The sequence below is a fragment of the Streptococcus cristatus genome (genome assembly GCF_003943815.1).
GTDB lineage: Bacteria > Bacillota > Bacilli > Lactobacillales > Streptococcaceae > Streptococcus > Streptococcus cristatus_F.
In genome coordinates, this window is record NZ_RJNA01000001.1 from 87,174 (window position 1) to 109,980 (window position 22,807).

Annotated in this window: 21 protein-coding genes, 1 pseudogene and 1 other annotated feature; of the genes and pseudogenes, 21 read left to right on the plus strand and 1 reads right to left on the minus strand. The window is 41.2% G+C overall.

Features of this window, described 5'->3' with window-relative positions; genetic code table 11:
• Positions 1–64: 64 nt before the first annotated feature.
• The 3 genes from D8872_RS00505 (at position 65) to D8872_RS00515 (ending at position 986) form a co-directional block, all read left to right on the plus strand.
• Entirely contained in the window at positions 65–283 is a 219-nt protein-coding gene (locus tag D8872_RS00505) for a YqgQ family protein (protein WP_125373600.1), read from the plus strand.
• 1 nt (position 284) lies between these two features.
• A complete protein-coding gene (locus D8872_RS00510; RefSeq protein ID WP_125373601.1) occupies positions 285–665 on the plus strand; it encodes a rhodanese-like domain-containing protein in 381 nt (126 codons plus the stop codon).
• A gap of 84 nt (positions 666–749) precedes the next feature.
• Positions 750–986, plus strand: coding sequence for a DUF4190 domain-containing protein (locus D8872_RS00515; protein ID WP_125373602.1), 237 nt, complete (start codon positions 750–752; stop codon positions 984–986).
• 35 nt (positions 987–1,021) lie between these two features.
• Here the strand turns inward: D8872_RS00515 and D8872_RS00520 are convergent, their stop codons facing one another.
• Entirely contained in the window at positions 1,022–1,747 is a 726-nt protein-coding gene (locus tag D8872_RS00520) for a 16S rRNA pseudouridine(516) synthase (RefSeq protein ID WP_125373603.1), read from the minus strand.
• 193 nt (positions 1,748–1,940) lie between these two features.
• Here D8872_RS00520 and typA point away from each other — a divergent pair, with 193 nt between their 5' ends.
• From typA to D8872_RS00610, 18 genes and pseudogenes are all read left to right on the plus strand, one after another.
• The gene (gene typA / locus D8872_RS00525; RefSeq protein WP_005590809.1) at positions 1,941–3,788 is read left to right on the plus strand and encodes a translational GTPase TypA; all 1,848 of its coding nucleotides are present in this window, start codon (positions 1,941–1,943) and stop codon (positions 3,786–3,788) included.
• Positions 3,789–3,822: 34 nt separating this feature from the next.
• Positions 3,823–4,080 carry a DUF3165 family protein gene (locus D8872_RS00530; RefSeq protein ID WP_005590808.1) on the plus strand — a complete coding sequence of 86 codons (258 nt, stop codon included), beginning with the start codon at positions 3,823–3,825 and terminating at the stop codon, positions 4,078–4,080.
• Between the two features lie 395 nt (positions 4,081–4,475).
• On the plus strand, positions 4,476–5,828 hold the full coding sequence (murD, locus tag D8872_RS00535; RefSeq protein WP_125389672.1) for a UDP-N-acetylmuramoyl-L-alanine--D-glutamate ligase: 1,353 nt from the start codon (positions 4,476–4,478) through the stop codon (positions 5,826–5,828).
• A gap of 1 nt (position 5,829) precedes the next feature.
• Positions 5,830–6,900, plus strand: a complete 1,071-nt coding sequence (locus D8872_RS00540; protein WP_125389580.1) for a UDP-N-acetylglucosamine--N-acetylmuramyl-(pentapeptide) pyrophosphoryl-undecaprenol N-acetylglucosamine transferase — start codon at positions 5,830–5,832, stop codon at positions 6,898–6,900.
• Entirely contained in the window at positions 6,897–8,093 is a 1,197-nt protein-coding gene (locus D8872_RS00545) for a cell division protein FtsQ/DivIB (RefSeq protein WP_125389581.1), read from the plus strand. The genes D8872_RS00540 and D8872_RS00545 overlap by 4 nt, the downstream gene beginning before the upstream one ends.
• A gap of 123 nt (positions 8,094–8,216) precedes the next feature.
• Complete coding sequence (gene ftsA, locus D8872_RS00550; protein ID WP_005592428.1) at positions 8,217–9,581, plus strand: cell division protein FtsA; 1,365 nt, start codon at positions 8,217–8,219, stop codon at positions 9,579–9,581.
• A 16-nt stretch (positions 9,582–9,597) separates the two neighbouring features.
• Entirely contained in the window at positions 9,598–10,863 is a 1,266-nt protein-coding gene (gene ftsZ, locus D8872_RS00555) for a cell division protein FtsZ (RefSeq protein ID WP_045499091.1), read from the plus strand.
• A 4-nt stretch (positions 10,864–10,867) separates the two neighbouring features.
• Positions 10,868–11,539 carry a YggS family pyridoxal phosphate-dependent enzyme gene (locus D8872_RS00560; protein ID WP_125389582.1) on the plus strand — a complete coding sequence of 224 codons (672 nt, stop codon included), beginning with the start codon at positions 10,868–10,870 and terminating at the stop codon, positions 11,537–11,539.
• Positions 11,540–11,746: 207 nt separating this feature from the next.
• Positions 11,747–12,115, plus strand: a pseudogene (locus D8872_RS00565) (cell division protein SepF); the annotation flags it as partial.
• A gap of 3 nt (positions 12,116–12,118) precedes the next feature.
• Entirely contained in the window at positions 12,119–12,394 is a 276-nt protein-coding gene (locus tag D8872_RS00570; RefSeq protein WP_061422496.1) for a YggT family protein, read from the plus strand.
• On the plus strand, positions 12,388–13,173 hold the full coding sequence (locus tag D8872_RS00575; protein WP_125389583.1) for a YlmH family RNA-binding protein: 786 nt from the start codon (positions 12,388–12,390) through the stop codon (positions 13,171–13,173). Before D8872_RS00570 ends, D8872_RS00575 begins: the two co-directional genes overlap by 7 nt.
• 9 nt (positions 13,174–13,182) lie before the next feature.
• Positions 13,183–13,968 carry a DivIVA domain-containing protein gene (locus tag D8872_RS00580; RefSeq protein WP_125389584.1) on the plus strand — a complete coding sequence of 262 codons (786 nt, stop codon included), beginning with the start codon at positions 13,183–13,185 and terminating at the stop codon, positions 13,966–13,968.
• Positions 13,968–14,171, plus strand: a binding site (T-box leader). Its footprint overlaps the gene before it by 1 nt.
• Positions 14,172–14,222: 51 nt before the next feature.
• Positions 14,223–17,015 carry an isoleucine--tRNA ligase gene (ileS, locus tag D8872_RS00585; RefSeq protein WP_125389585.1) on the plus strand — a complete coding sequence of 931 codons (2,793 nt, stop codon included), beginning with the start codon at positions 14,223–14,225 and terminating at the stop codon, positions 17,013–17,015.
• Between the two features lie 193 nt (positions 17,016–17,208).
• Positions 17,209–17,661 carry an NUDIX domain-containing protein gene (locus tag D8872_RS00590; protein WP_015605494.1) on the plus strand — a complete coding sequence of 151 codons (453 nt, stop codon included), beginning with the start codon at positions 17,209–17,211 and terminating at the stop codon, positions 17,659–17,661.
• A 99-nt stretch (positions 17,662–17,760) separates the two neighbouring features.
• Positions 17,761–18,063 (plus strand): DUF1827 family protein, encoded by a 303-nt coding sequence (locus D8872_RS00595; protein ID WP_005590795.1) that lies wholly within the window; start codon positions 17,761–17,763, stop codon positions 18,061–18,063.
• A gap of 274 nt (positions 18,064–18,337) precedes the next feature.
• Positions 18,338–19,462 (plus strand): AI-2E family transporter, encoded by a 1,125-nt coding sequence (locus D8872_RS00600; protein WP_125389586.1) that lies wholly within the window; start codon positions 18,338–18,340, stop codon positions 19,460–19,462.
• A 97-nt stretch (positions 19,463–19,559) separates the two neighbouring features.
• On the plus strand, positions 19,560–21,206 hold the full coding sequence (locus D8872_RS00605) for a phosphoenolpyruvate carboxykinase (ATP) (RefSeq protein WP_125389587.1): 1,647 nt from the start codon (positions 19,560–19,562) through the stop codon (positions 21,204–21,206).
• Between the two features lie 90 nt (positions 21,207–21,296).
• Positions 21,297–22,637, plus strand: coding sequence for a hemolysin family protein (locus tag D8872_RS00610; protein WP_125389588.1), 1,341 nt, complete (start codon positions 21,297–21,299; stop codon positions 22,635–22,637).
• Positions 22,638–22,807 lie beyond the last annotated feature (170 nt).

Here is a 22,807-nt window from a genome sequence, read left to right on the forward strand (position 1 = left end):
ATGTGGCTGTCTTTTCTGTTTTGTCATCTTGAAAACTTTGCTAAAATCTGATAAAATATAGCTCATGAAAACACTCTATGATGTGCAGCAATTTCTTAAAAATTTCGGGATCATTATCTATATGGGCAAGCGTCTTTATGATATTGAAATGATGAAAATTGAGTTGGAGCGGATTTACGATGCCGGCCTGATGGATAAGCTTGATTATCTGGAGGCTGAGGCTGTCCTGCGCAGAGAGCATCAAACAGAGTTGAAGTATTTAGAAGATAAAGGGAGAAACTAGAATGGGAATTTGGATTTTATGGGCAATTTTGCTGGGAATGTTGGCTTGGATGGGCTTCAATTATTTCCGTATTCGTCGTGCAGCTAGGGTAGTAGATAATAGTGAGTTTGAAGGTTTGATTCGTCAGGGGCAGTTGATTGATCTGCGTGATCCATCGGATTTCCATCGCAAACATATCTTGGGGGCGCGCAATATTCCGTCCCAACAGCTCAAGTCTAGTATCAATGCACTTCGCAAAGACAAACCAGTTCTTCTCTATGAAAATAGTCGTGGGCAACGTGTGACCAATGCAGCAATCTACTTGAAGAAGCAAGGTTTTAACGATATTTATATCCTGTCTTACGGTCTTGATTCATGGAGTGGTAAGGTTAAGACAAGCTGATTCTTTGTAGAAATATATATACAAAACCAATTCCCTATGTTATAATAGGTAAGTGCAAATATTATTTTAAGGAGTTTTTAGAACATGCAAGAAAAGAAAAAAACCTCTCTGGTTTTAGGTATCCTGTCCATTGTTGTGGGCTTATTGCTTCCAATAATTGGTCTTATTTTAGGTATTATCGGTCTGGTTTTGGGCAATTCTCATCAAAAAGAGACTCAATTAGATTATAAAACAGAAAAAATTCTGAATATCGTCGGTATTGTAATTTCTATCATTAACTGGATTGCAGGAATTCTTCTGACCATGAATGGATTTATGTAATAAATAATAAAAAGGCTTGAATAAGCCTTTTTATTTTACCAGGTTTGTTCCAAATAGCCTTTGATAATCTCGAGTTCGGAAGGATTCAGCGGTCGATAGCTGCCCTCTGTCAGATTGGGATCCAGCTGAAAATCACCGAAATGGGTACGTTTGAGATAGGTGACTTTGACACCAACTGCTAGAAACATTTTCTTGACCTGATGGAATTTTCCTTCAGAAATAGTAACTGAGGCGGTGGAGTGCTCGGGGCTGGCTGTATGAATCTGAAGTTGGGCAGGTTTGCATTGAGTTCCGTCCAGAAAGATAATGCCTTGCTGAAAAGCGTTTGTGACTTCTTGGTCAAGAGGGCCGTTGACTTCGACATAGTAGGTCTTTGCGATATGGTATTGTGGATGGAGGAGTTGAAATCCCAGTGGCCCATTATCTGTAATCAGGAGCAGGCCACGTGTGTCGCGATCCAAACGGCCGATGGCGTAAAGCTGGTCGTTAAAATCTTCTGGGGCAATTAGATCTAGGACAGTCATCTTGTCCGAGTCAGAATTGGCAGTGACAGCACCGGCGGGCTTGTTCATCAGAAAATAATGGTGGGCTAGGTGGTTTAAAGGTTTACCAGCTAGGCTAATGGACTGGAGGCCACTATCGACATTTTGACTGAGGGAGCGAGCAGCTTGACCGTCAATTACAATCTGCCTTAGTCGCAGTTTTTGTTTCATCTCTTTCCGGCTAATCTTAGCTAGGGCTAAGAATTTATCAAGGCGCATGAGTTTTCCTTTCAAAGGTTTGGATCGATTCTTTTTTTCTTTTTATCATACACTTTCGGAAGTAAAATTGCAAAAATAGCTACAGTTTACGATTTACCTATGAAAACATTTACACTTGGTTAGCCCGTGTTTTTTGGAAAAAACTGTGTTATAATTTTTAGTTGGAAATAAATAATAAGATTTAGAGGAAATCATGACAAAATTAAGAGAAGATATCCGTAACATTGCGATTATCGCCCACGTTGACCATGGGAAAACAACCCTCGTTGACGAATTATTGAAGCAATCTGAAACTCTTGATGCTCGTACAGAGTTGGCAGAGCGTGCTATGGACTCAAACGATATCGAAAAAGAGCGTGGTATTACCATCCTTGCTAAAAATACAGCCGTTGCTTACAACGGGACTCGTATCAACATCATGGATACACCAGGACACGCGGACTTCGGTGGAGAAGTTGAGCGTATCATGAAAATGGTTGACGGGGTTGTCTTGGTCGTAGATGCCTACGAAGGAACTATGCCACAAACTCGTTTCGTATTGAAAAAAGCCTTGGAACAAGATCTTGTACCTATCGTTGTGGTTAACAAAATCGATAAACCATCAGCTCGCCCAGCAGAAGTAGTGGACGAAGTATTGGAACTCTTCATTGAGCTTGGTGCAGATGATGACCAGCTTGATTTCCCAGTTGTTTATGCTTCAGCTATCAACGGAACTTCTTCACTTTCTGACGATCCTGCTGATCAAGAAAAAACAATGGCACCAATCTTTGATACCATCATCGACCATATCCCAGCTCCAGTCGACAATTCAGATGAGCCTTTGCAGTTCCAAGTGTCACTTTTGGACTACAATGATTTCGTAGGTCGTATCGGTATCGGACGTGTCTTCCGTGGTAGTGTGAAAGTTGGGGACCAAGTTACCCTTTCTAAACTAGACGGCACAACGAAGAACTTCCGTGTTACAAAACTTTTCGGTTTCTTTGGTTTAGAACGTCGTGAGATCCAAGAAGCTAAAGCGGGTGATTTGATTGCCGTTTCAGGTATGGAAGATATCTTCGTTGGTGAAACAATCACTCCGACAGACGCTGTTGAAGCTCTTCCAATCCTACACATCGATGAGCCAACTCTTCAAATGACTTTCTTAGTCAACAACTCACCATTTGCAGGTCGCGAAGGGAAATGGGTAACGTCTCGTAAGGTGGAAGAACGCTTGCAAGCAGAATTGCAGACAGACGTGTCCCTTCGTGTTGATCCAACAGATTCACCAGATAAGTGGACCGTTTCAGGTCGTGGTGAATTGCACTTGTCAATTCTGATTGAAACCATGCGTCGTGAAGGGTATGAGCTACAAGTATCTCGTCCAGAAGTTATTGTAAAAGAAATTGACGGTGTTAAATGTGAGCCGTTTGAGCGTGTCCAAATCGACACTCCAGAAGAGTACCAAGGATCTGTTATCCAAAGCCTTTCTGAGCGCAAGGGTGAAATGTTGGATATGATTTCAACTGGTAATGGTCAAACTCGTTTGGTCTTCCTTGTTCCAGCGCGTGGTTTGATCGGATACTCAACTGAGTTCTTGTCAATGACGCGTGGTTACGGTATCATGAACCATACCTTCGACCAATACTTGCCGTTGATTCCAGGGGAAATTGGTGGACGTCACCGTGGTGCTCTTGTTTCCATTGATGCTGGTAAAGCTACAACTTACTCAATCATGTCGATCGAAGAACGTGGTACCATCTTTGTCAACCCAGGTACTGAGGTTTACGAAGGAATGATCATCGGTGAAAACTCTCGTGAAAACGACTTGACAGTTAACATCACTAAGGCCAAACAAATGACCAACGTTCGTTCAGCTACTAAGGACCAAACAGCGGTTATCAAGACACCTCGTATCTTGACCCTTGAAGAGTCTCTTGAGTTCTTGAACGACGATGAGTACATGGAAGTAACGCCTGAGTCTATCCGTTTGCGTAAACAAATCTTGAACAAGCAAGAACGCGAAAAAGCTAATAAAAATAAGAAAAAACAAGCAGCAGAATAAATCATTGAGTTGACTGGTGGTAGAAAGGAGCAGTATGATTTACCTGATTATTGGAATATTAATCCTGCTTTTCTATGTATTTGCCATTCCAACTAGTATTAAGGGGACGTTGAATGTCTTGACATTTGTACTCTTGCTGGTTGCCTTGATCATCTTGCTTGCTTTGGCAATTTTTCAAATTTTTAAATTGCCTGGAGAATTATTTGTGAGTATCTTTTTGATTATTATTACAGTGTGGGCCTTGATGGACATCGAGCGTCTAGTACCATCTCAGAAATCAAAAGAACTTTAAACTCATAAACTATAAGGAAGGAATTAGGATTCCAAAGTTCGTGTAGACTTTCGGTAGCCTAATTCCTTTTGTTTATCTAATGCGAGATCCTTCGATAGTGATTTTATCTGAGTAGAAACAAATACAGATACGGATATTTTTTCATTTGACGAGAGCCTAATTCTTTTGAATGCTGTTGACTATCAGTGAGTAGGTCAGGTTTGATAAGACACTGGCAATTAAATGTTTTGGATAGTTTTCACTTGTATAAAAAGGTTTTTCAAAGATTTCAAAGAGAATAACATTTCTTCTTATTTATTAAAAGCTGATAACAGTTAAAATAAAAGCCTGATATGACTTTTTTATTTTCGCAAAAAAAGGTAAAATAGAAGGTAGTATGAATGAAGAGGTACATGATGAAGACTATTTCAAAATTTGCCAATAAGAAAGTATTGGTATTGGGTTTGGCCAAATCTGGGGAGTCAGCTGCCCGCCTTTTGGATAAGCTTGGAGCGATTGTGACGGTCAATGATGGGAAGCCTTTCGAGGAAAATCCAGCTGCCCAATCTTTGCTAGAAGAAGGAATTAAAGTCGTGACAGGTGGCCATCCTCTGGAACTGTTGGATGAAGATTTTGAATGGATGGTGAAAAATCCAGGCATTCCTTATAACAATCCTATGGTCATGAGGGCTTTGGAAAAGCAGATTCCTGTCATTACCGAAGTGGAGCTGGCTTATCTGATTTCAGATGCGCCGATTATCGGGATTACTGGCTCAAATGGAAAAACCACCACCACGACCATGATTGCGGAAGTGCTAACAGCTGGTAGACAAAATGGTCTTTTATCAGGAAATATCGGATTTCCAGCTAGTCAAGTCGCTCAAGATGCGGGTAAAACAGACACTTTGGTGATGGAACTTTCTTCCTTCCAACTAATGGGAATCGAAGCCTTCCATCCGGAAATAGCGGTGATTACAAATCTGATGCCGACACATCTGGACTATCACGGCTCTTTTGAGGAATATGTGGCGGCCAAGTGGAATATCCAAAAAAATATGACAGCTTCTGACTATGTCGTGTTGAATTTTAATCAAGACTTGGCGAAAGAATTGGCTAAGAAGACGGCTGCCCAGGTGATTCCTTTTTCAACCCAAGAAAAGGTCGATGGAGCTTACTTAGACGGCGATGTGCTGACTTTCCGTGGGGAAGCTATTATGACAGCTTCTGAACTAGGCGTGCCTGGTAGCCATAATGTAGAAAATGCTCTAGCAACCATTGCAGTAGCCAAACTGCGCGGGATTGACAATCAAGTTATTAGAGAAACTCTGGCTCATTTTGGTGGTGTCAAGCATCGTCTCCAGTATGTGGGGGAAATCAATCAAGTCAAATTTTACAATGACAGTAAATCGACTAATATTTTAGCGACACAAAAAGCTTTATCAGGTTTTGACAATAGTAAGGTCATTCTGATTGCTGGTGGTTTGGATCGTGGCAATGAATTTGATGAATTGGTGCCAGATATCAAGGGCTTGAAAAAGATGGTGATTCTGGGTGAATCGGCTGTGCGTGTTAAGCGGGCTGCGGATCAGGCAGAAGTAAGTTATCTGGACGCTTCAGATATCAGAGATGCTACTCGCAAAGCCTTTTCTGTGGCGGAGCCTGGGGATGTTATCCTTCTCAGTCCAGCCAATGCTAGCTGGGATATGTATAAGAATTTTGAAGTGCGGGGCGATGAGTTCCTTGCGGTATTTAAAGAATTAAAGGGATAAAATGAAAAAAATAGTATTTACAGGCGGAGGGACAGTTGGTCATGTGACCCTCAATCTTTTGCTGATACCTAAATTTATCGAGGAGGGCTGGGAAGTCCATTATATCGGTGACCGCCATGGGATTGAGTACAAGGAAATTCAGAAATCAGGTCTACCTGTTGTTTTCCATTCGATTGCAACTGGCAAGCTCCGTCGCTATTTTTCTTGGCAGAATCTCTGGGATGTTTTTAAAGTGGCAGGTGGCATTCTCCAGTCGTTGGGCATCATGCTAAAAGTCCGTCCCAAAGCCCTATTTTCAAAAGGAGGCTTTGTGTCTGTTCCGCCAGTGATTGCGGCGAAGGTGACGGGCGTTCCAGTCTTTATCCATGAGTCTGACTTGTCGCTTGGTTTGGCTAATAAAATCGGTTATAAATGCGCGACAAAGATGTTTACGACTTTTGAGCAAGCTGAAGGACTGAGCAAGGCTGAACATGTTGGAGCGGTGACCAAGATTGCGGCCCTCCCTCAAACGGAACCAGCTGAGATTGAGAAAATTAAGGCTCATTTCACAGAAGGAAAACCTACCTTGCTCTTTGTCGGGGGCTCAGGAGGCGCGAAAGTTTTCAATGATTTTATTACCAAAAACAAGGATCGCTTGATTGAAAAATATAATATTATCAATCTGACGGGCGATGCTAGCTTGGATGAACTTTCCCACCGTATCTATCGGGTATCCTATGTGACAGATCTGTATCAGCCATTAATGGCTATGGCAGATGTCGTCGTGACACGAGGTGGTTCCAATACTATCTTTGAATTACTTGCTATGAAGAAGTTGCAAGTGATTGTACCTTTGGGGCTGGGGGCAAGTCGAGGAGATCAGATTGAAAATGCCAACTACTTCTTGGAAAAAGGCTATGCGCTTAAAATCAATGAAGAAAACTTGAATCGGGTCAATCTCCAAGTAGCAGTGGATGATTTATTAAGAGAAAAGGATGCTTATTATCAACGAATGGAAAAAGCGCCTGAATTAAAATCTGTAGATGATTTTTATGAAATTTTGAAGCAAGATATTAACAAAGGGAAAAAATGAAAAAAAGCAAGGAAGATAAGCAAGAAACGGCTCAACTTTCTCTTTCTGAATGGCAAGTCAGAAACAAAGAGTATCTTGAGAAAAAAGCTCAAGAAAAGGCAAAAAAGCAAGTTGAGTTAGAGAAAAAAAGAGCTGAACTAGAGCAGAAAAAAGAAGAAATGAAGGCGGAACTGGAAAATCAGGAGCCTTCTAACGAAGAAGATGCAGTCTCCGAAGAAATTGACACAGACTCTCCTACAAGTGAGAAAGAAGATGAAGTTCAAGATTCTGAAAGTGAATCTGAAGTTGAGGAGCAAGATGAAGATGAAGCTCAGGATCAAGAGCAAGATGAAGAAGAAATAGAGCAGGTTGAGCTTCCAAAAGTTCCAATTGAGAAAATCCACTGGTATCGAGCTTTGCCAGTTTTAGTGACAAGTTCTCTGATTTTTTTAGCTTCTCTTTATTTCCTCACACCGCTTGCAACTATGAAGACCATTGAATTTACTGGAAATAAGGTTGTGAGTCAGGAGGAGCTAAGAAGCAGTAGCAAAATCGATCAGCGCGATTATACTGTTACTGTTTACAAAAATCGCCATCATTATGAGCAAAATCTGAAAGCTTCTAGCCCCTGGATTGAAAATGTAGAGATGACCTATCAATTCCCGCTGACTTTCAAAATTGATGTTCAGGAATATGGCATTTTAGGTTATTTGCAGAAAGATTCTAAGTATTATCCTATTTTAACGAGTGGAAAATACGTAAAAAATGAGGTTGCGGCTGATGCCTTGCCGGAAGAACGGATGGATGTGACCTTCTCGGATGCAGGTTTGATCAAGGAGTTTGTTCAACAACTGAAGAATGTTCCCGATTCAGTCAAAAAGAGCATTAGAAAAGTTGATTTAACTCCTAGCAAGGTGACAGAAGATTTAGTGACCATCACCATGTCTGATGAACACCAAATTTTAGTTCCAATTTCTCATATTGCTAAGAAACTTCCCTACTATGAAGGAATTCACCCTCAGTTGGAAGTGCCAAGCGTGGTCGATATGGAGGCTGGTATTTTTAGCTATGCGCAAGGCACAGAAAATGAAGTTATCCATGAAGCTAGTAACGATGCGCAAGATACAGAATCTTCGGCTCAACATGCAGAGCAATCTACCGAGCATTCTGCTCAATCTCAGGCAGAAAAGCCAGAGATTTCTGAAAATAACTAATTATTATAGATAAAAAACTGCGCCAATTTCGTATTTTTATGATATAATAAAGTTTGGATAACCCTATTTTCTAGAGTTATTTGTATTAGAATGGAAACGTGGAAGACAGAGAGGACTGATGTAATGGCTAGAGATGGCTTTTTTACTGGATTAGATATAGGAAGTAGCACAATTAAAGTGTTGGTGGCAGAGCACATCAACGGTGAAATGAATGTTATTGGAGTCAGCAATGCAAAGAGTGCTGGCGTTAAAGATGGGATTATTGTCGATATTGAAGCAGCAGCAGCAGCTATTAAGTCAGCAATTTCTCAAGCGGAGGAAAAAGCGGGGATTTCAATTGGACTAGTGAATGTTGGCTTGCCTGCAAATTTACTGCAAATTGAGCCAACTCAAGGAATGATTCCTGTGACTAGTGACTCCAAAGAAATTACCGATGAAGATGTCGAGAGCGTTGTAAGATCTGCCTTGACCAAGAGCATGACTCCTGACCGTGAAGTAATTACCTTCATCCCAGAAGAGTTTGTTGTTGATGGCTTCCAAGGGATCCGTGATCCTCGTGGTATGATGGGGATTCGCCTAGAAATGCGCGGCCTACTCTACACTGGTCCTCGTACAATCCTGCATAATCTCCGTAAAACAGTGGAGCGTGCAGGAGTGAAATTGGAGAATATTATCATTTCTCCTTTAGCGATGACAAAATCCATCTTGAATGAAGGAGAACGAGAGTTTGGCGCGACAGTCATTGATATGGGTGGCGGACAAACTACAGTTGCTTCTGTAAAAAATCAAGAATTACAATTTACCAATATCTATCAAGAAGGCGGCGACTATGTCACAAAAGACATTTCAAAAGTGTTGAAAACTTCTCAGAAATTGGCAGAAAGCTTGAAATTTAACTATGGTGTAGCTTATGTACCATTTGCAGGCACAGAATCTTTCCCAGTTGAAGTCATCGGGGAAGTTAATCCAGTTGAAATAACAGAAACCTATCTAGCTGAAATCATCTCTGCTCGTATCAAACATGTTTTTGAACAAATCAAGCAAGATTTAGATAGAAGACACGTGTTAGATCTTCCTGGTGGTATTGTCATCGTTGGTGGTGGAGCAATCTTGCCTGGCGTTGTAGAATTAGCTCAGGAAGTATTTGGCGTTCACGCTAAATTATATGTACCAAATCAAATCGGTATCCGTAATCCAGCTTTTGCCCACGTGATTAGTCTTTCAGAGTATGCTGGCAATCTGACCGAAGTGGATCGAATTGCACAAGCTGCTGTTCGTGGAGACGAGCAGTTGCGTCATCAAGCAACTAGCTTTGAACGTCCAAGTCATAGAGTACCTCGCTTTGATCATCAGCCGGTTGAACCAGTTCAACCAGTTCAAGAGGTGGAACCAGAAATTGCACCGCTTAGAAATGAAGAACCACAAGAGGAACCAAAAGCTAGTCTTACAGATAAGATGCGCAATTTAATTGGTAATATGTTTGAGTAAGGAGAATAAATAGATTATGACATTTTCATTTGATGCGGCTGCAGCACAAGGCGCAGTCATTAAAGTAATTGGTGTCGGCGGAGGCGGCGGAAACGCTATTAACCGAATGATCGATGAAGGTCTTGCTGGCGTAGAATTTATCGCAGCAAATACAGATGTGCAAGCACTTAGCAGTGCAAAAGCAGAAACAGTTATCCAGCTTGGTCCTAAGTTGACTCGTGGTCTGGGTGCTGGAGGTCAACCTGAGGTTGGTCGTAAAGCAGCTGAAGAAAGCGAAGAAGTTTTGACAGAAGCCCTTCAAGGAGCAGACATGGTCTTTATCACTGCTGGTATGGGTGGTGGCTCTGGTACAGGTGCTGCACCAGTTATTGCTCGCATCGCTAAATCAGTAGGCGCCCTAACTGTAGCAGTTGTGACACGTCCATTTGGCTTTGAAGGAAGCAAGCGTGGTAATTTTGCCGTTGAAGGAATCAACGAACTGCGTGAACATGTAGATACTCTTTTGATTATTTCAAACAACAATCTTTTGGAAATTGTTGACAAGAAAACTCCGCTTCTAGAAGCCTTGAGTGAAGCTGATAACGTATTGCGCCAAGGGGTTCAGGGTATTACTGACTTGATTACCAGCCCTGGCTTGATCAACCTTGACTTTGCAGACGTGAAGACTGTTATGGAAAACAAAGGTAATGCTTTGATGGGTATCGGTATCGGAAGCGGTGAAGAACGTGTTATCGAAGCAGCTCGCAAAGCTATCTACTCTCCACTTCTTGAGACAACTATTGACGGTGCAGAAGACGTGATCGTCAACGTTACTGGTGGCCTAGATATGACTTTGATTGAAGCGGAAGAAGCTTCTGAAATCGTTAATCAGGCAGCTGGTCATGGTGTCAACATCTGGCTTGGTACTTCTATTGATGAGTCTATGAAGGATGAAATCCGTGTGACTGTTGTTGCAACAGGTGTTAAAGAGGATAAGGTTGATAAGGTAAGTGGATTGCAAGGCGTTAAACCTGCGAGCCGAGCTGAGCAAGTACGCTCAGCACAATCATCTGCTCATTATGATCGAAACTTCGATATGGCAGAAACAAGAGAAATGCCAGCTCCTTCCCATCGCTCAACTGTAGAAACTTCTAGAGCTTCAGCCTTTGGAGATTGGGATTTACGTCGTGAATCAATCGTTCGTCAAGCAGAACCTGTGCCTTCTAGCCGTGTAGAGCGCTTTACAGATATTAAGGAAGAAGATGACGAACTTGAAACACCGCCATTCTTTAGAAATCGCTAATTAAATGGATTTTCAAGCAAATAAAGATTTAATTTTTCAAAATGTTGCTCAAATAGTTGAAAAAGAAAATCGATTGAAGGACTCCGTAAACATCATTGCGGTTACCAAGTATGTTGACTGTGAGACAGCGAAAAAACTCGTGGATACAGGAATCAAACATATTGGAGAAAATCGAGTAGATAAGTTTCTTGAAAAATATCATGCTTTAAAGGAAGAAAACCTTACCTGGCATTTGATTGGTAGTTTGCAGAGAAGAAAAGTGAAAGATGTGATCAACTATGTTGATTATTTCCATGCTTTAGACTCTGTCAAATTGGCTCAAGAAATCAACAAGCGAGCAGATCATGTGATTAATTGTTTCTTGCAAGTCAATATTTCAAAAGAAGAAAGCAAGCACGGTTTTTTAGTTGAAGAACTAGATAGTGTTTTACCAGAGCTTGCAGCCTTAGAAAACATTTGCATTGTTGGCCTGATGACCATGGCTCCACTCGAAGCTGATCATCAAGAACTGAATCAGATTTTTTCAGAGGCGCATCAGCTTCAACAGAACTTACAAAGCAAACAGTTAAAAAACATGCCCTTTTCTGATTTGAGTATGGGAATGAGCCGTGATTATCCAGAATCGATTGCCAACGGCTCAACCTATGTCAGAATCGGAACAGCATTTTTTAAATAGGAAAGAACTATGTCATTTAAAGATAAATTTGATAAATTTATAGAATACTTTACAGAAGATGGAGAGAAGTCTGACTTACCAGTACAGCCTTCAGATGAATCTGATTCTGTTTTGAAGCCTGCAGAGATCGAGCCAGTTCCGGCTGCATCAGCAAAGGAAAACGCACGTACTCGTTCAGCTTCTTCACAAGTCCAACAAAAGCCTACAACGGAAAATATTACTAGATTGCATGCTCGCCAACAAGAACTGGCTCAGCATCGAGTGAAATCTAGTGAGAAGGTTACGATTGATGTTCGCTATCCGAAAAAATATGAGGAAGCGACAGAGGTTGTTGATTTACTTGTGGCGAATGAGAGTATCTTAATTGATTTTCAATATATGACAGAGGTACAAGCAAGACGTTGCTTGGATTATCTTGATGGAGCCCGCTATGTTTTGGCTGGGAACTTGAGAAAAGTTGCTAGTACCATGTACTTGCTCACTCCAATCAATGTTGTCGTCAATGTAGAAGATATTCGCCTTCCAAACGATGTGGATCTGAGTGAATACGATTTTGATATGAAACGCAGTAGATAATTAATGATTTACTTTATTTTAAAATTAGTTTCTAATCTAATTGATCTTTACTCCCTTCTCGTCTTCGTCTATGCACTCTTGTCTTGGTTCCCTGGAGCTTACCAAACAGCCCTAGGAAGGCTTGTCGGTTCTCTGGTTGAACCATTTTTGCGTTTGTTCCGCAGGTTGCCTTTGCAGTTTGGTAGATTAGACTTTACTGTTCTGGCAGCACTTTTTGCCTTGAGAGTGCTTGATACATTATTTCTACACTTCCTCGCTTCCTTGTTATTGCTATGGTAAACAATATCTATCAGCATTATTCTCAGGATGATCAAGATTTTCTGGATAAAAGCATGGAATTGCTTCAAAGAGTGGAAAATCAATATAGCTATGAGACGACTGCTTTTTTGAATCCTCATCAGGTCAATATTCTCAAAAATTTGAGTAAGCAATATGATGTGCAAGTATTTGCTAGTTCAGATTATTTTCCAAGTGAGTTTGCTAAAGTGTTGATTGCACCTAGCTATTATCAATTAGAACTCGAAGATTTTGATGTGATCTTGCTAGAGATTACCTATGCAAGTAAGTTCTATAAGGTGACTCATTCACAAATTATGGGAACGCTTTTGCATCAGCTAGGGATTGAGAGGCGGACGTTTGGCGATATTATCGTCGTGGATGACCGTGCACAAGTATTTGTGGATAGAAGATTAGAAGAATATTTCATTACGAATGTTTCTAAAATAGCTAAAGTTCCAGTTCGGCTAAGAAGAGTTGATGTCAAAGATCAGTTACAAGACGCACTGGTGACTAAAACAACAGATGTTTTGGTCTCTAGTCTCAGATTGGATAAGCTGGTAGCCACAGTCTTTAAGTTATCACGTAGTCAAGCTGTAGAACTAATCATGGGGAAACAGGTAAAGCAAAACTACAGAACCATTGATAATCCTAGCCATCAGCTCTCTCTGGGGGATTTGATTAGCGTTAGGAAATATGGAAGATTTAAGATATTAACAGAAAATGGTTTTTCCAAAAACGGGAAGCATAAACTAACAGTTGAATTATTACCTAGTAAATAAGGAGGAAACATGGCACTAACATCATTAGATATTAGAGATAAAGGTTTTTCAACCAGATTTAGAGGGTACGATATTGATGAAGTTGAAGAATTTCTTGATATCATTGTCAATGATTATGAGGAATTAATCCGTGAGAATCGTGAGAAAGAAGCAAAAATCCGTAATCTTGAAGAGCGTCTAATTTATTTTGATGAAATGAAAGACTCGCTCAGCCAATCTGTTTTGATTGCGCAAGACACAGCAGAGCGGGTCAAACAAGCAGCGCAGGAACGTTCTGGAAATATCGTTCAGCAAGCAGAGCAAGATGCGCAACGCTTGTTAGATAGAGCCAAGTATAAGGCAAATGATATTCTTCGTCAGGCTACAGATAATGCCAAAAGAGTGGCTGTTGAGACAGAAGAATTGAAAAATAAAACGCGTGTCTTCCATCAACGTCTCAAATCGACGATTGAAAGTCAGCTAAGTATTGTTGATTCTCAAGATTGGGAAGACATTCTTCGTCCGACTGCTACCTATCTCCAAACCAGTGATGAAGCCTTTAAAGTAGTGGTTGAAGAAGCGCTTGGTGAAAAAATAGAGCTTGAGGAAGAAGTAGATGTTACGCGCCAATTCTCACCTGAGGAAATAGCTGAATTGCAAGAGCGAATTGAGCAAGCAAATCGAGAATTGGCAGAAACACAGACGCTTCAGACCATAGATGAAGAGTTGATCCAAGCACAACAGAAAGAAATTTTAGAATCAGTAAAACGTTCAGAATCGGATGAAGATTCTAAAGTTCCAGTAGATCTTTTATAATAAGTGCAGAAACACAAATCAGACAGAATATTTTCAGCGAGCAGGTGGTGGTGAGAGACCTGTAATCCCTTTTGTTTGATTTATCATTCTGCTTCATCGTTTCTGAATTGAGTAAGAAACGACGCCTGCCTACGTTACGGGCTAAGAGGGATAGGATTTTTCCTGTCTAAACAAAGGTGGTACCGCGATTTTTCGTCCTTTAGGAGAAGTCTGCGGTTTTTTATTTTGAAAAATATATGTTATAAGGAGACTAAATGAAACTCAAAGAAACCCTGAATCTTGGGAAAACTGCATTTCCAATGCGTGCTGGCCTTCCAACCAAAGAACCAGTTTGGCAAAAAGAATGGGAAGAAGCAAAACTTTACCAACGTCGTCAAGAATTGAACCAAGGAAAACCGCATTTCACCTTGCATGATGGACCTCCATATGCAAACGGAAATATCCACGTTGGACACGCTATGAACAAGATTTCTAAAGATATTATTGCTCGTTCAAAATCCATGTCAGGTTTTTATGCGCCTTATATTCCTGGTTGGGATACACATGGTCTGCCAATCGAGCAAGTTTTGGCAAAACAAGGTGTTAAACGCAAAGAAATGGACTTGGTTGAGTACTTAAAACTTTGCCGCGAGTACGCTCTTTCCCAAGTAGATAAACAACGAGAAGACTTTAAACGTTTGGGTGTCTCTGGTGACTGGGAAAACCCTTATGTGACCTTGACTCCAGACTATGAAGCAGCTCAAATCCGTGTCTTCGGTGAAATGGCTAAGAAAGGCTATATCTATCGTGGTGCCAAGCCAGTTTACTGGTCATGGTCTTCTGAGTCAGCCCTTGCTGAAGCGGAAATTGAGTACCATGATTTGCTTTCAACTTCCCTTTACTATGCTAACCGCGTCAAAGACGGAAAAGGTGTGCTAGATACGGATACCTATATCGTTGTATGGACAACCACGCCATTTACCATCACAGCTTCTCGTGGATTGACAGTTGGAGCAGATATTGATTACGTGGTCGTACAACCAGCTGGTGAAACTCGTAAGTTTGTGGTTGCTTCAGAATTGTTGAACAGTTTGTCTGAGAAATTTGGTTGGGCTGATGTACAAGTCTTAGCAACTTACCGTGGACAAGAATTGAACCATATCGTGACAGTCCACCCTTGGGATACGGCTGTAGATGAGCTGGTGATCCTTGGCGACCACGTTACGACTGACTCTGGTACAGGTATCGTCCATACAGCGCCTGGTTTTGGTGAGGATGACTACAATGTCGGTGTTGCTAATGGACTAGAAGTTGCTGTAACTGTAAACGAACGCGGGATCATGATGGAAAATGCTGGTCCTGACTTTGCAGGTCAGTTCTACGACAAGGTGGTACCAACTGTTATCGAAAAACTGGGTGATTTACTCCTTGCTCAAGAAGAAATCTCTCACTCATACCCATTTGACTGGCGTACGAAAAAACCAATCATCTGGCGTGCAGTACCACAGTGGTTTGCATCTGTTTCTAAATTCCGCCAAGAAATCTTGGATGAAATTGAAAAAGTGAAATTCCATTCAGAATGGGGTAAAGTGCGTCTTTACAATATGATTCGTGACCGTGGCGACTGGGTTATCTCTCGTCAACGTGCCTGGGGAGTTCCCCTTCCTATCTTCTACGCAGAAGACGGAACACCAATCATGACAGCTGAGACCATCGAACACGTGGCTCAACTCTTTGAAGAGCACGGCTCTATTGTCTGGTGGGAACGTGATGCTAAAGACCTCTTGCCAGAAGGATTTACGCATCCAGGTTCATCAAATGGCGAGTTCAAGAAAGAAACAGACATCATGGACGTATGGTTTGACTCAGGTTCATCATGGAATGGAGTAGTGGTCAACCGTCCAGAACTTAAATACCCAGCAGACCTGTACCTAGAAGGTTCTGACCAATACCGTGGTTGGTTCAACTCTTCACTCATCACATCTGTTGCCAACCATGGCGTAGCACCATACAAACAAATCTTGTCACAGGGCTTTGCTCTTGATGGTAAAGGTGAGAAGATGTCTAAATCTCTTGGAAATACGATTGCTCCAAGCGATGTTGAAAAACAATTTGGTGCGGAAATCTTGCGTCTTTGGGTAACAAGTGTTGACTCAAGCAACGACGTGCGTATCTCTATGGATATCTTGAGTCAAGTCTCTGAAACTTACCGTAAGATCCGTAACACCCTTCGTTTCTTGATTGCTAATACATCAGACTTTAACCCAGCGCAGGACGCAGTCGCTTATGATGAGCTTCGTTCTGTTGACAAGTACATGACCATTCGATTTAACCAGCTTGTTAAGACTATCCGTGATGCTTACGCTGACTTTGAATTCTTGACAATCTACAAGGCCTTGGTGAACTTTATCAACGTTGACTTGTCAGCCTTCTACCTTGATTTTGCTAAAGACGTTGTTTACATTGAAGGTGCCAAATCACTCGAACGTCGTCAAATGCAGACAGTCTTCTATGACATTCTTGTCAAAATCACCAAACTCTTGACACCAATCCTTCCTCACACTGCAGAGGAAATCTGGTCATATCTTGAGCATGAAGCAGAAGACTTTGTTCAGTTGTCAGAATTGCCAGAAGCTCAAACATTTGCTAACCAAGAAGAAATCTTGGATACATGGGCAGCCTTCATGGATTTCCGTGGACAAGCTCAAAAAGCTCTGGAAGAAGCTCGTAATGCCAAGGTGATCGGTAAATCGCTTGAAGCACACTTGACAGTTTATCCAAATGAAGTGGTGAAAACTCTTCTTGGAGCAGTAGATAGCAATGTGGCTCAACTTTTGATCGTGTCAGAATTGACCATCGCTGAAGGTACAGCTCCAGAAGGCGCAGTTAGCTTTGAGGATGTTGCCTTCACAGTTGAACGTGCTGCAGGTGAAGTTTGTGACCGTTGCCGTCGTATCGATCCAACTACTGCAGAACGTAGCTACCATGCAGTTATCTGTGACCACTGTGCAAGCATCGTAGAAGAAAACTTTGCGGATGCAGTTGCAGAAGGATTTGAAGAAAAATAATCCAGTCTAACATGAATAGGTTTGACTGATGGCTAGTAGAAGAAGTCCCGTCTCAACTGAGGCGGGCTTTTTTACTTGAGAACTAAGGGGCTAAGCTTCCTTGTGAAAGCTGAAAAAATAAGTTCAAACTCTTGACAGGCTAGTATAAGTTATTTATGATAGTAGTAAAGATTAGAAGGAATGAGGAAAGATAATGACCCATCCAGTTTTTGGAGTTCATGAGGAAAATGTCGAGTATGTGACACGCTATGGAGTTTACGCAGTGATTCCGGATGAAAAGAAAGAAAATATTATTTTAGTACAGGCACCTAATGGTGCGTGGTTTCTTCCTGGAGGACAAATGGAAGAAGGAGAGGACCAGCTGGCTACTCTCGAGCGGGAATTGCTGGAAGAGCTTGGCTTTAGTATCCAAGTAGGAGATTACTTTGGCCAGGCGGACGAGTATTTTTATTCTCGCCATCGGGACACGCATTTCTATAATCCTGCCTATATTTACGAAGCCCTTTCTTATCAGGAAGTAGAAAAGCCGCTGGAAGACTTCAATAATCTAGCATGGTTTCCTGTCGATCTTGCAATTGAAAAATTGAAACGTGGCAGTCATAAATGGGGAATTGAGCAGTGGAAGCGTAAATATCAGAATAACTAGCCTGCGATATTTAAAATGATATAAATTACAGGCAATCATTCACAATTCCGGAAAAACGTGTTATAATAATAGCGACGATTTAAGGTAGGAGGCAAATGAATGAAGCTTATAAATACGACGAATACCCACGCAGAATTAGTAAAAAATCAGTTGGAAAGTACAGACGCAACGCTTGTAGAGGTTTATTCTGCGGGCAATAGTGATGTTATTTTCACAGAGGCCCCTAGCCATTACGAAATTCTCATTTCAAATAAGCATCGCGCAATCAGAGAGCAAGAAATTGAAAAAATTAGAGAATTCTTTTTGAAACGAAAAATTGACCAAAAGAATATTGACGCCTCTGCCATTCGGACGATCTATGCCAATAGTTTGATTGAGATTTCAATCCCGATTAAGGGCTAATCATCTGCTTAAGATTTTAAACTTTTGTAATATTATCATTGCACCATTTGCTTCCTGATGGAGGTAATAGTAAAAATCACTTGAAAAATTCCGCTTTTCAGCTCTTGCTTTCAGGTGATTTTTTATTTGTCTGATTTAGATTTTGAATTGCGTGATCTTTTCTGACTAGCCAAATTCTTCGAACGTAATAATGTTTCCATTTTTATTCTTTCTTTTATGAAATCACCTTTATTTTATGATAAATTATGGTAAAATAACTTGGAGGAGAGTAAAGATGTTTCATAAAAGTAAGTTAATGTTTTGGACCAGTGAAGTCTTGCTGCTGACGATTATCTTTTTCATTTGGCGCCAGATGGGAGATATGATTATGCCAGTGGTGAGCGTTATCAATACGATTTTAATTCCTTTTGTTATGGGAGGATTTCTCTACTATATCACAAATCCTCTGGTGACACTGCTCGAAAAAAAGTTGAAAATCAATCGAATTTTTGGGATTTTAATCACTCTTTTCCTACTCTTTGGTCTAGTGACAATCGGAGTAATCTACCTCTTGCCAATTTTGATTAACCAGCTGTCCAGCTTGATCAACTCGACACAAAATCTCTATTGGGAAATTCAGAGTTTTGTCAATCAATTATCCAAAAATCCTTTATTTAAGAGTTTAAATATTCAGTCTACTATCCAGCAGCTTAACCTGTCCTATGTAGATATTCTGCAAAATATTTTAAATAGTGTTACCAATAGTCTGGGTAGCGTAGTGTCTGCTGTCATCAATACCCTCATGATTCTCATCATGACGCCGATTTTTTTGGTCTACTTCCTGATGGATGGACACAAGCTCCTACCAATGTTGGAGCGGACCGTTCTCAAGCGCGATAAGCTCAATATATCAAGTCTCTTGACCAATCTCAATGCGACCGTTGCCCGTTATATCAGTGGTATTTCGATAGATGCCTTGCTGATTGGGACCTTAGCTTATATTGGTTACAGTGTTATTGGACTCAAGTATGCCTTAGTATTTGCTATTTTCTCGGCTTTAGCTAACTTGATCCCTTATGTGGGCCCTAGTATTGGCTTGATTCCCATGCTGATTACCTACTTTTTTACTGACCCTAATAAAATGCTGGCAGCCTTAATCTATATGTTGATTATCCAGCAGATTGATGGGAATATCCTCTATCCTCGTATTGTTGGGAGTGTTATGAAAGTGCACCCTATTACGATTATGGTTCTCTTGCTTCTTTCAAGTAATATCTATGGTATTATGGGCATGATTGTAGCGATTCCGACCTACTCCATCCTCAAGGAAATTGTGAAATTCCTTGCCAACCTCTATGACAATCACAAAGAAGCTCAGCAGCAAAAGAAGAATGAAGAATTTGGTATTATAAAAAAATAGGAGAAAGCTCACCTTTCTCTTTTTTACTGCATTTTTTATGGTCTATCATTGGATATTTATGCTAAAATAATAGTAATAGCATAAAGGAGGTATCGTTATGGTAACACGTCGTAAATTTTCTCCGCAAGAAATAAGAAAAGATTCTTCTTATTTTTCGCCCTTGAAGACCATTGTAGAGACAGCCTTTTATGAGAATCAGGTTCAGGCAATCAAGACCGTAGAAGAGGCCTATCAACTGGCCTCGGTAGCTGCTGGAACGGTTGTGCTGGACATGCCGGTGATTCATACTAAGGAGCTGGGACTTCCTTCTTATGCCCGCGTTTTATTGACTAATTCGGGGGCGGTTGTCGGCCGAACTGCCAAGGCTAGACGAATTTATGGCATAGATCGTCAGGAAGATGAGCACTTGCTGTTTCTGGTTCGTAGTGCTGTTTATCAGGCACATCAGAGGACCTTTTATAAGGCAGATGCAGTCGTGGGGCTGGATGAGGACTTCATGGTTTGCGCCCATCTGATGGTTCCTCAGGAAGAAATCAACAATCTCTATTCTTGGCTCTTGAATTTCCAGATTTTGGATGAGGAATTTAAGAATCGCCTACGAGCTTCTAAAAAGTACGAGGAAAATGATATCTTTGTCTTTTTTGATCCCAAGTGGACGCATCCAGACTATCCAGAAGGTTTGGTTTACTTTGATACCAATCATAATTGCGCCGTTATTCTGGGTTTAAATTATTTCGGGGAGCTGAAAAAGGCAACCTTGACTTTGGCGTGGGGAACAGCGGCCAGAAATGGCTATGTTGCCTGCCACGGGGGCTTGAAAATTTTCAAGCAAAATACGGACAAAGAGGACTATGTTGCATCTTTCTTTGGTCTATCCGGTTCAGGAAAATCCACATTGACGCATGCTAAACATGACCATAAATATGACATCAAGGTTCTCCATGACGATGCCTTCATTATCTCGGTCAAGGATGGCTCCTCTATTGCCCTCGAACCGTCTTATTTTGACAAGACCAATGACTACCCTACGGGTCACAGTGAGCAGGATTTCTTTGTCACCGTGCAGAATTGTGGAGTGACGCTGGATGAAAATGGGCGGAAAAAGCTAGTAACAGAGGACATCCGCAATGGGAATGGACGGACTGTCAAATCGCGCTTTGCGACTCCAAATCGAGTAGACCGGATTGATGAGCCCATCAATGCTATCTTCTGGATTATGAAAGATGATTCTCTGCCGCCACTGGTTAAGATCAATGATCCGCTGATGGCTTCCACAATGGGCTGCACCCTGATGACCAAGCGCTCAAATGCTGAGAATGTCACTGGCTTGCACGAAGACTTGGTTATTGAGCCTTATGCCAATCCTTTCCGAGTCTATCCATTGGTGGAAGATTATCGGAAATTCCGTCGTTTATTTGAGTCAGGAGTTGCTTGCTACATTATCAATACTGGCTTTTACATGGGCAAAGGCATCTCAAAGGAAGTATCTTTAGATATTATTGAGCAGATTGTAGATGGCAGGGCTAAATTTAAGCCTTTTGGTCCTTTGGAAGGCTTTGAATACCTGGATTATAAGGGCTATGCTGTTCCAAGCTTTGACGACAAGTACAGACAGCTCATTCGTGAAAGAATGCAGGTCCGTTTAAACTTCCTATTGGCCTTTAATCAGAAATATCCTGAGACAGCCCTGCCTGTTGGAGCTATTTCTCGGCTAGAAAAAGTCTTGCAGGATTTAGAGGATTAATCTGCAAAACGCTTTCTAATAAATCCTTGTGCACGAATCCCAAAAATATGTTATAATCAAAGTTGATTATAATTTTTGGGAGAAGAATCCATGGAAGACCCTGGCAGTCAGAGTATTTTATTGCAAGCAATACTGCTATTTGTTTTAACCTTACTAAATGCCTTTTTCTCAGCTTCTGAGATGGCGATGGTGTCGCTCAATCGAGCTCGCGTCGAGCAGAAAGCCGAAGAAGGCGATGTCAAATACATTCGTTTATTAAAAGTTCTTGAAAGTCCCAATAACTTTCTGTCAACGATTCAGGTCGGTATCACTGTCATCAATATCCTGTCGGGGGCAAGCTTTGCGGATAATCTAGGGAAAATCTTTGCTTCTTGGATGGGTGATTCCAAAACGGCACATGCAGTTGCTAGTTTCTTGGCTCTTGCCCTCCTTACCTATATTTCTATTGTTTTAGGGGAGCTTTATCCTAAGAGAATCGCTATGAATCTTAAGGATAGTTTGGCTATTCGGACTGCACCAGTGATTATCTTCCTCGGGAAAATTGTCAGTCCGTTTGTCTGGTTGCTTTCAGCTTCTACCAATCTTCTCAGTCAGATGACGCCGATGAAGTTTGATGATGCGGATGAAAAAATGACCCGAGATGAGATTGAGTACATGCTGACCAATAGTGAGGAGACGCTGGATGCAGATGAAATCGAAATGCTACAGGGGATTTTCTCGCTGGATGAAATGGTGGCGCGTGAACTCATGGTGCCACGGACAGATGCCTTTATGGTTGATATTCAGGATGATACCAAGGAAATTATTGAAAGTATCCTCAAGCAAAATTTCTCACGAATTCCTGTCTATGATGGCGATAAGGACAATGTGATCGGCTTGATTCATACCAAGCGCTTGCTAAATGAAGCCTTCGCTAATGGATTCGACAATCTAAACCTCCGCAAGATTCTGCAAGAGCCGCTCTTTGTACCTGAAACGATTTTTGTGGATGATTTGCTTAAATCTCTCCGGAATACCCAAAATCAAATGGCGATTCTGCTGGATGAGTATGGTGGTATGGCAGGTCTCGTGACGCTCGAAGACTTGTTGGAAGAAATCGTCGGTGAAATCGAAGACGAAACAGACAAGGTTGCTATCGAGGTTCATGAAATCGGTGAGAATACCTACATTGTTTTAGGAACGATGACCCTCAATGACTTTAATGAATATTTTGAAGTTGAAATCGATAGTGATGATGTGGATACTATTGCTGGTTATTATCTGACTGGTGTTGGAACCATTCCAAATCCAACAGAGCGGCTCAGCTATGAAGTGGAAAGCCAGAATAAAAAACTGATTTTGACCAATGACAAGGTTAAAAATGGCCGTGTCACTAAGGTGAAAGTGGAAATATCTGAAATGATTGAAGAAGATGAAGAAGCTGAAAAATAAATTCAGCTTCTTTTGTTTTAAGTTTTCCGCAAGATTTTTATAAGGAATGCTTAAGCTGAAAGTCTTATACTAGTCTCAACAAATAAGAAATGAGGACAGTCCAATGACATATAAAGTAAAAGTAAGCTATCAGAAATCATTCATTCGCTCCAAGCTAAACGAAGTAGCCT

What these genes read in the sequence shown, in the direction of transcription:
- D8872_RS00505 (WP_125373600.1), top strand. Translation starts at nt 65, where the DNA reads ATGAAAACACTCTATGATGTGCAGCAATTTCTTAAAAATTTCGGGATC.
- D8872_RS00510 (WP_125373601.1), top strand. Translation starts at nt 285, where the DNA reads ATGGGAATTTGGATTTTATGGGCAATTTTGCTGGGAATGTTGGCTTGG.
- D8872_RS00515 (WP_125373602.1), top strand. Translation starts at nt 750, where the DNA reads ATGCAAGAAAAGAAAAAAACCTCTCTGGTTTTAGGTATCCTGTCCATT.
- D8872_RS00520 (WP_125373603.1), bottom strand. Translation starts at nt 1,747, where the DNA reads ATGCGCCTTGATAAATTCTTAGCCCTAGCTAAGATTAGCCGGAAAGAG.
- typA (WP_005590809.1), top strand. Translation starts at nt 1,941, where the DNA reads ATGACAAAATTAAGAGAAGATATCCGTAACATTGCGATTATCGCCCAC.
- D8872_RS00530 (WP_005590808.1), top strand. Translation starts at nt 3,823, where the DNA reads ATGATTTACCTGATTATTGGAATATTAATCCTGCTTTTCTATGTATTT.
- murD (WP_125389672.1), top strand. Translation starts at nt 4,476, where the DNA reads ATGAAGACTATTTCAAAATTTGCCAATAAGAAAGTATTGGTATTGGGT.
- D8872_RS00540 (WP_125389580.1), top strand. Translation starts at nt 5,830, where the DNA reads ATGAAAAAAATAGTATTTACAGGCGGAGGGACAGTTGGTCATGTGACC.
- D8872_RS00545 (WP_125389581.1), top strand. Translation starts at nt 6,897, where the DNA reads ATGAAAAAAAGCAAGGAAGATAAGCAAGAAACGGCTCAACTTTCTCTT.
- ftsA (WP_005592428.1), top strand. Translation starts at nt 8,217, where the DNA reads ATGGCTAGAGATGGCTTTTTTACTGGATTAGATATAGGAAGTAGCACA.
- ftsZ (WP_045499091.1), top strand. Translation starts at nt 9,598, where the DNA reads ATGACATTTTCATTTGATGCGGCTGCAGCACAAGGCGCAGTCATTAAA.
- D8872_RS00560 (WP_125389582.1), top strand. Translation starts at nt 10,868, where the DNA reads ATGGATTTTCAAGCAAATAAAGATTTAATTTTTCAAAATGTTGCTCAA.
- D8872_RS00570 (WP_061422496.1), top strand. Translation starts at nt 12,119, where the DNA reads ATGATTTACTTTATTTTAAAATTAGTTTCTAATCTAATTGATCTTTAC.
- D8872_RS00575 (WP_125389583.1), top strand. Translation starts at nt 12,388, where the DNA reads ATGGTAAACAATATCTATCAGCATTATTCTCAGGATGATCAAGATTTT.
- D8872_RS00580 (WP_125389584.1), top strand. Translation starts at nt 13,183, where the DNA reads ATGGCACTAACATCATTAGATATTAGAGATAAAGGTTTTTCAACCAGA.
- ileS (WP_125389585.1), top strand. Translation starts at nt 14,223, where the DNA reads ATGAAACTCAAAGAAACCCTGAATCTTGGGAAAACTGCATTTCCAATG.
- D8872_RS00590 (WP_015605494.1), top strand. Translation starts at nt 17,209, where the DNA reads ATGACCCATCCAGTTTTTGGAGTTCATGAGGAAAATGTCGAGTATGTG.
- D8872_RS00595 (WP_005590795.1), top strand. Translation starts at nt 17,761, where the DNA reads ATGAAGCTTATAAATACGACGAATACCCACGCAGAATTAGTAAAAAAT.
- D8872_RS00600 (WP_125389586.1), top strand. Translation starts at nt 18,338, where the DNA reads ATGTTTCATAAAAGTAAGTTAATGTTTTGGACCAGTGAAGTCTTGCTG.
- D8872_RS00605 (WP_125389587.1), top strand. Translation starts at nt 19,560, where the DNA reads ATGGTAACACGTCGTAAATTTTCTCCGCAAGAAATAAGAAAAGATTCT.
- D8872_RS00610 (WP_125389588.1), top strand. Translation starts at nt 21,297, where the DNA reads ATGGAAGACCCTGGCAGTCAGAGTATTTTATTGCAAGCAATACTGCTA.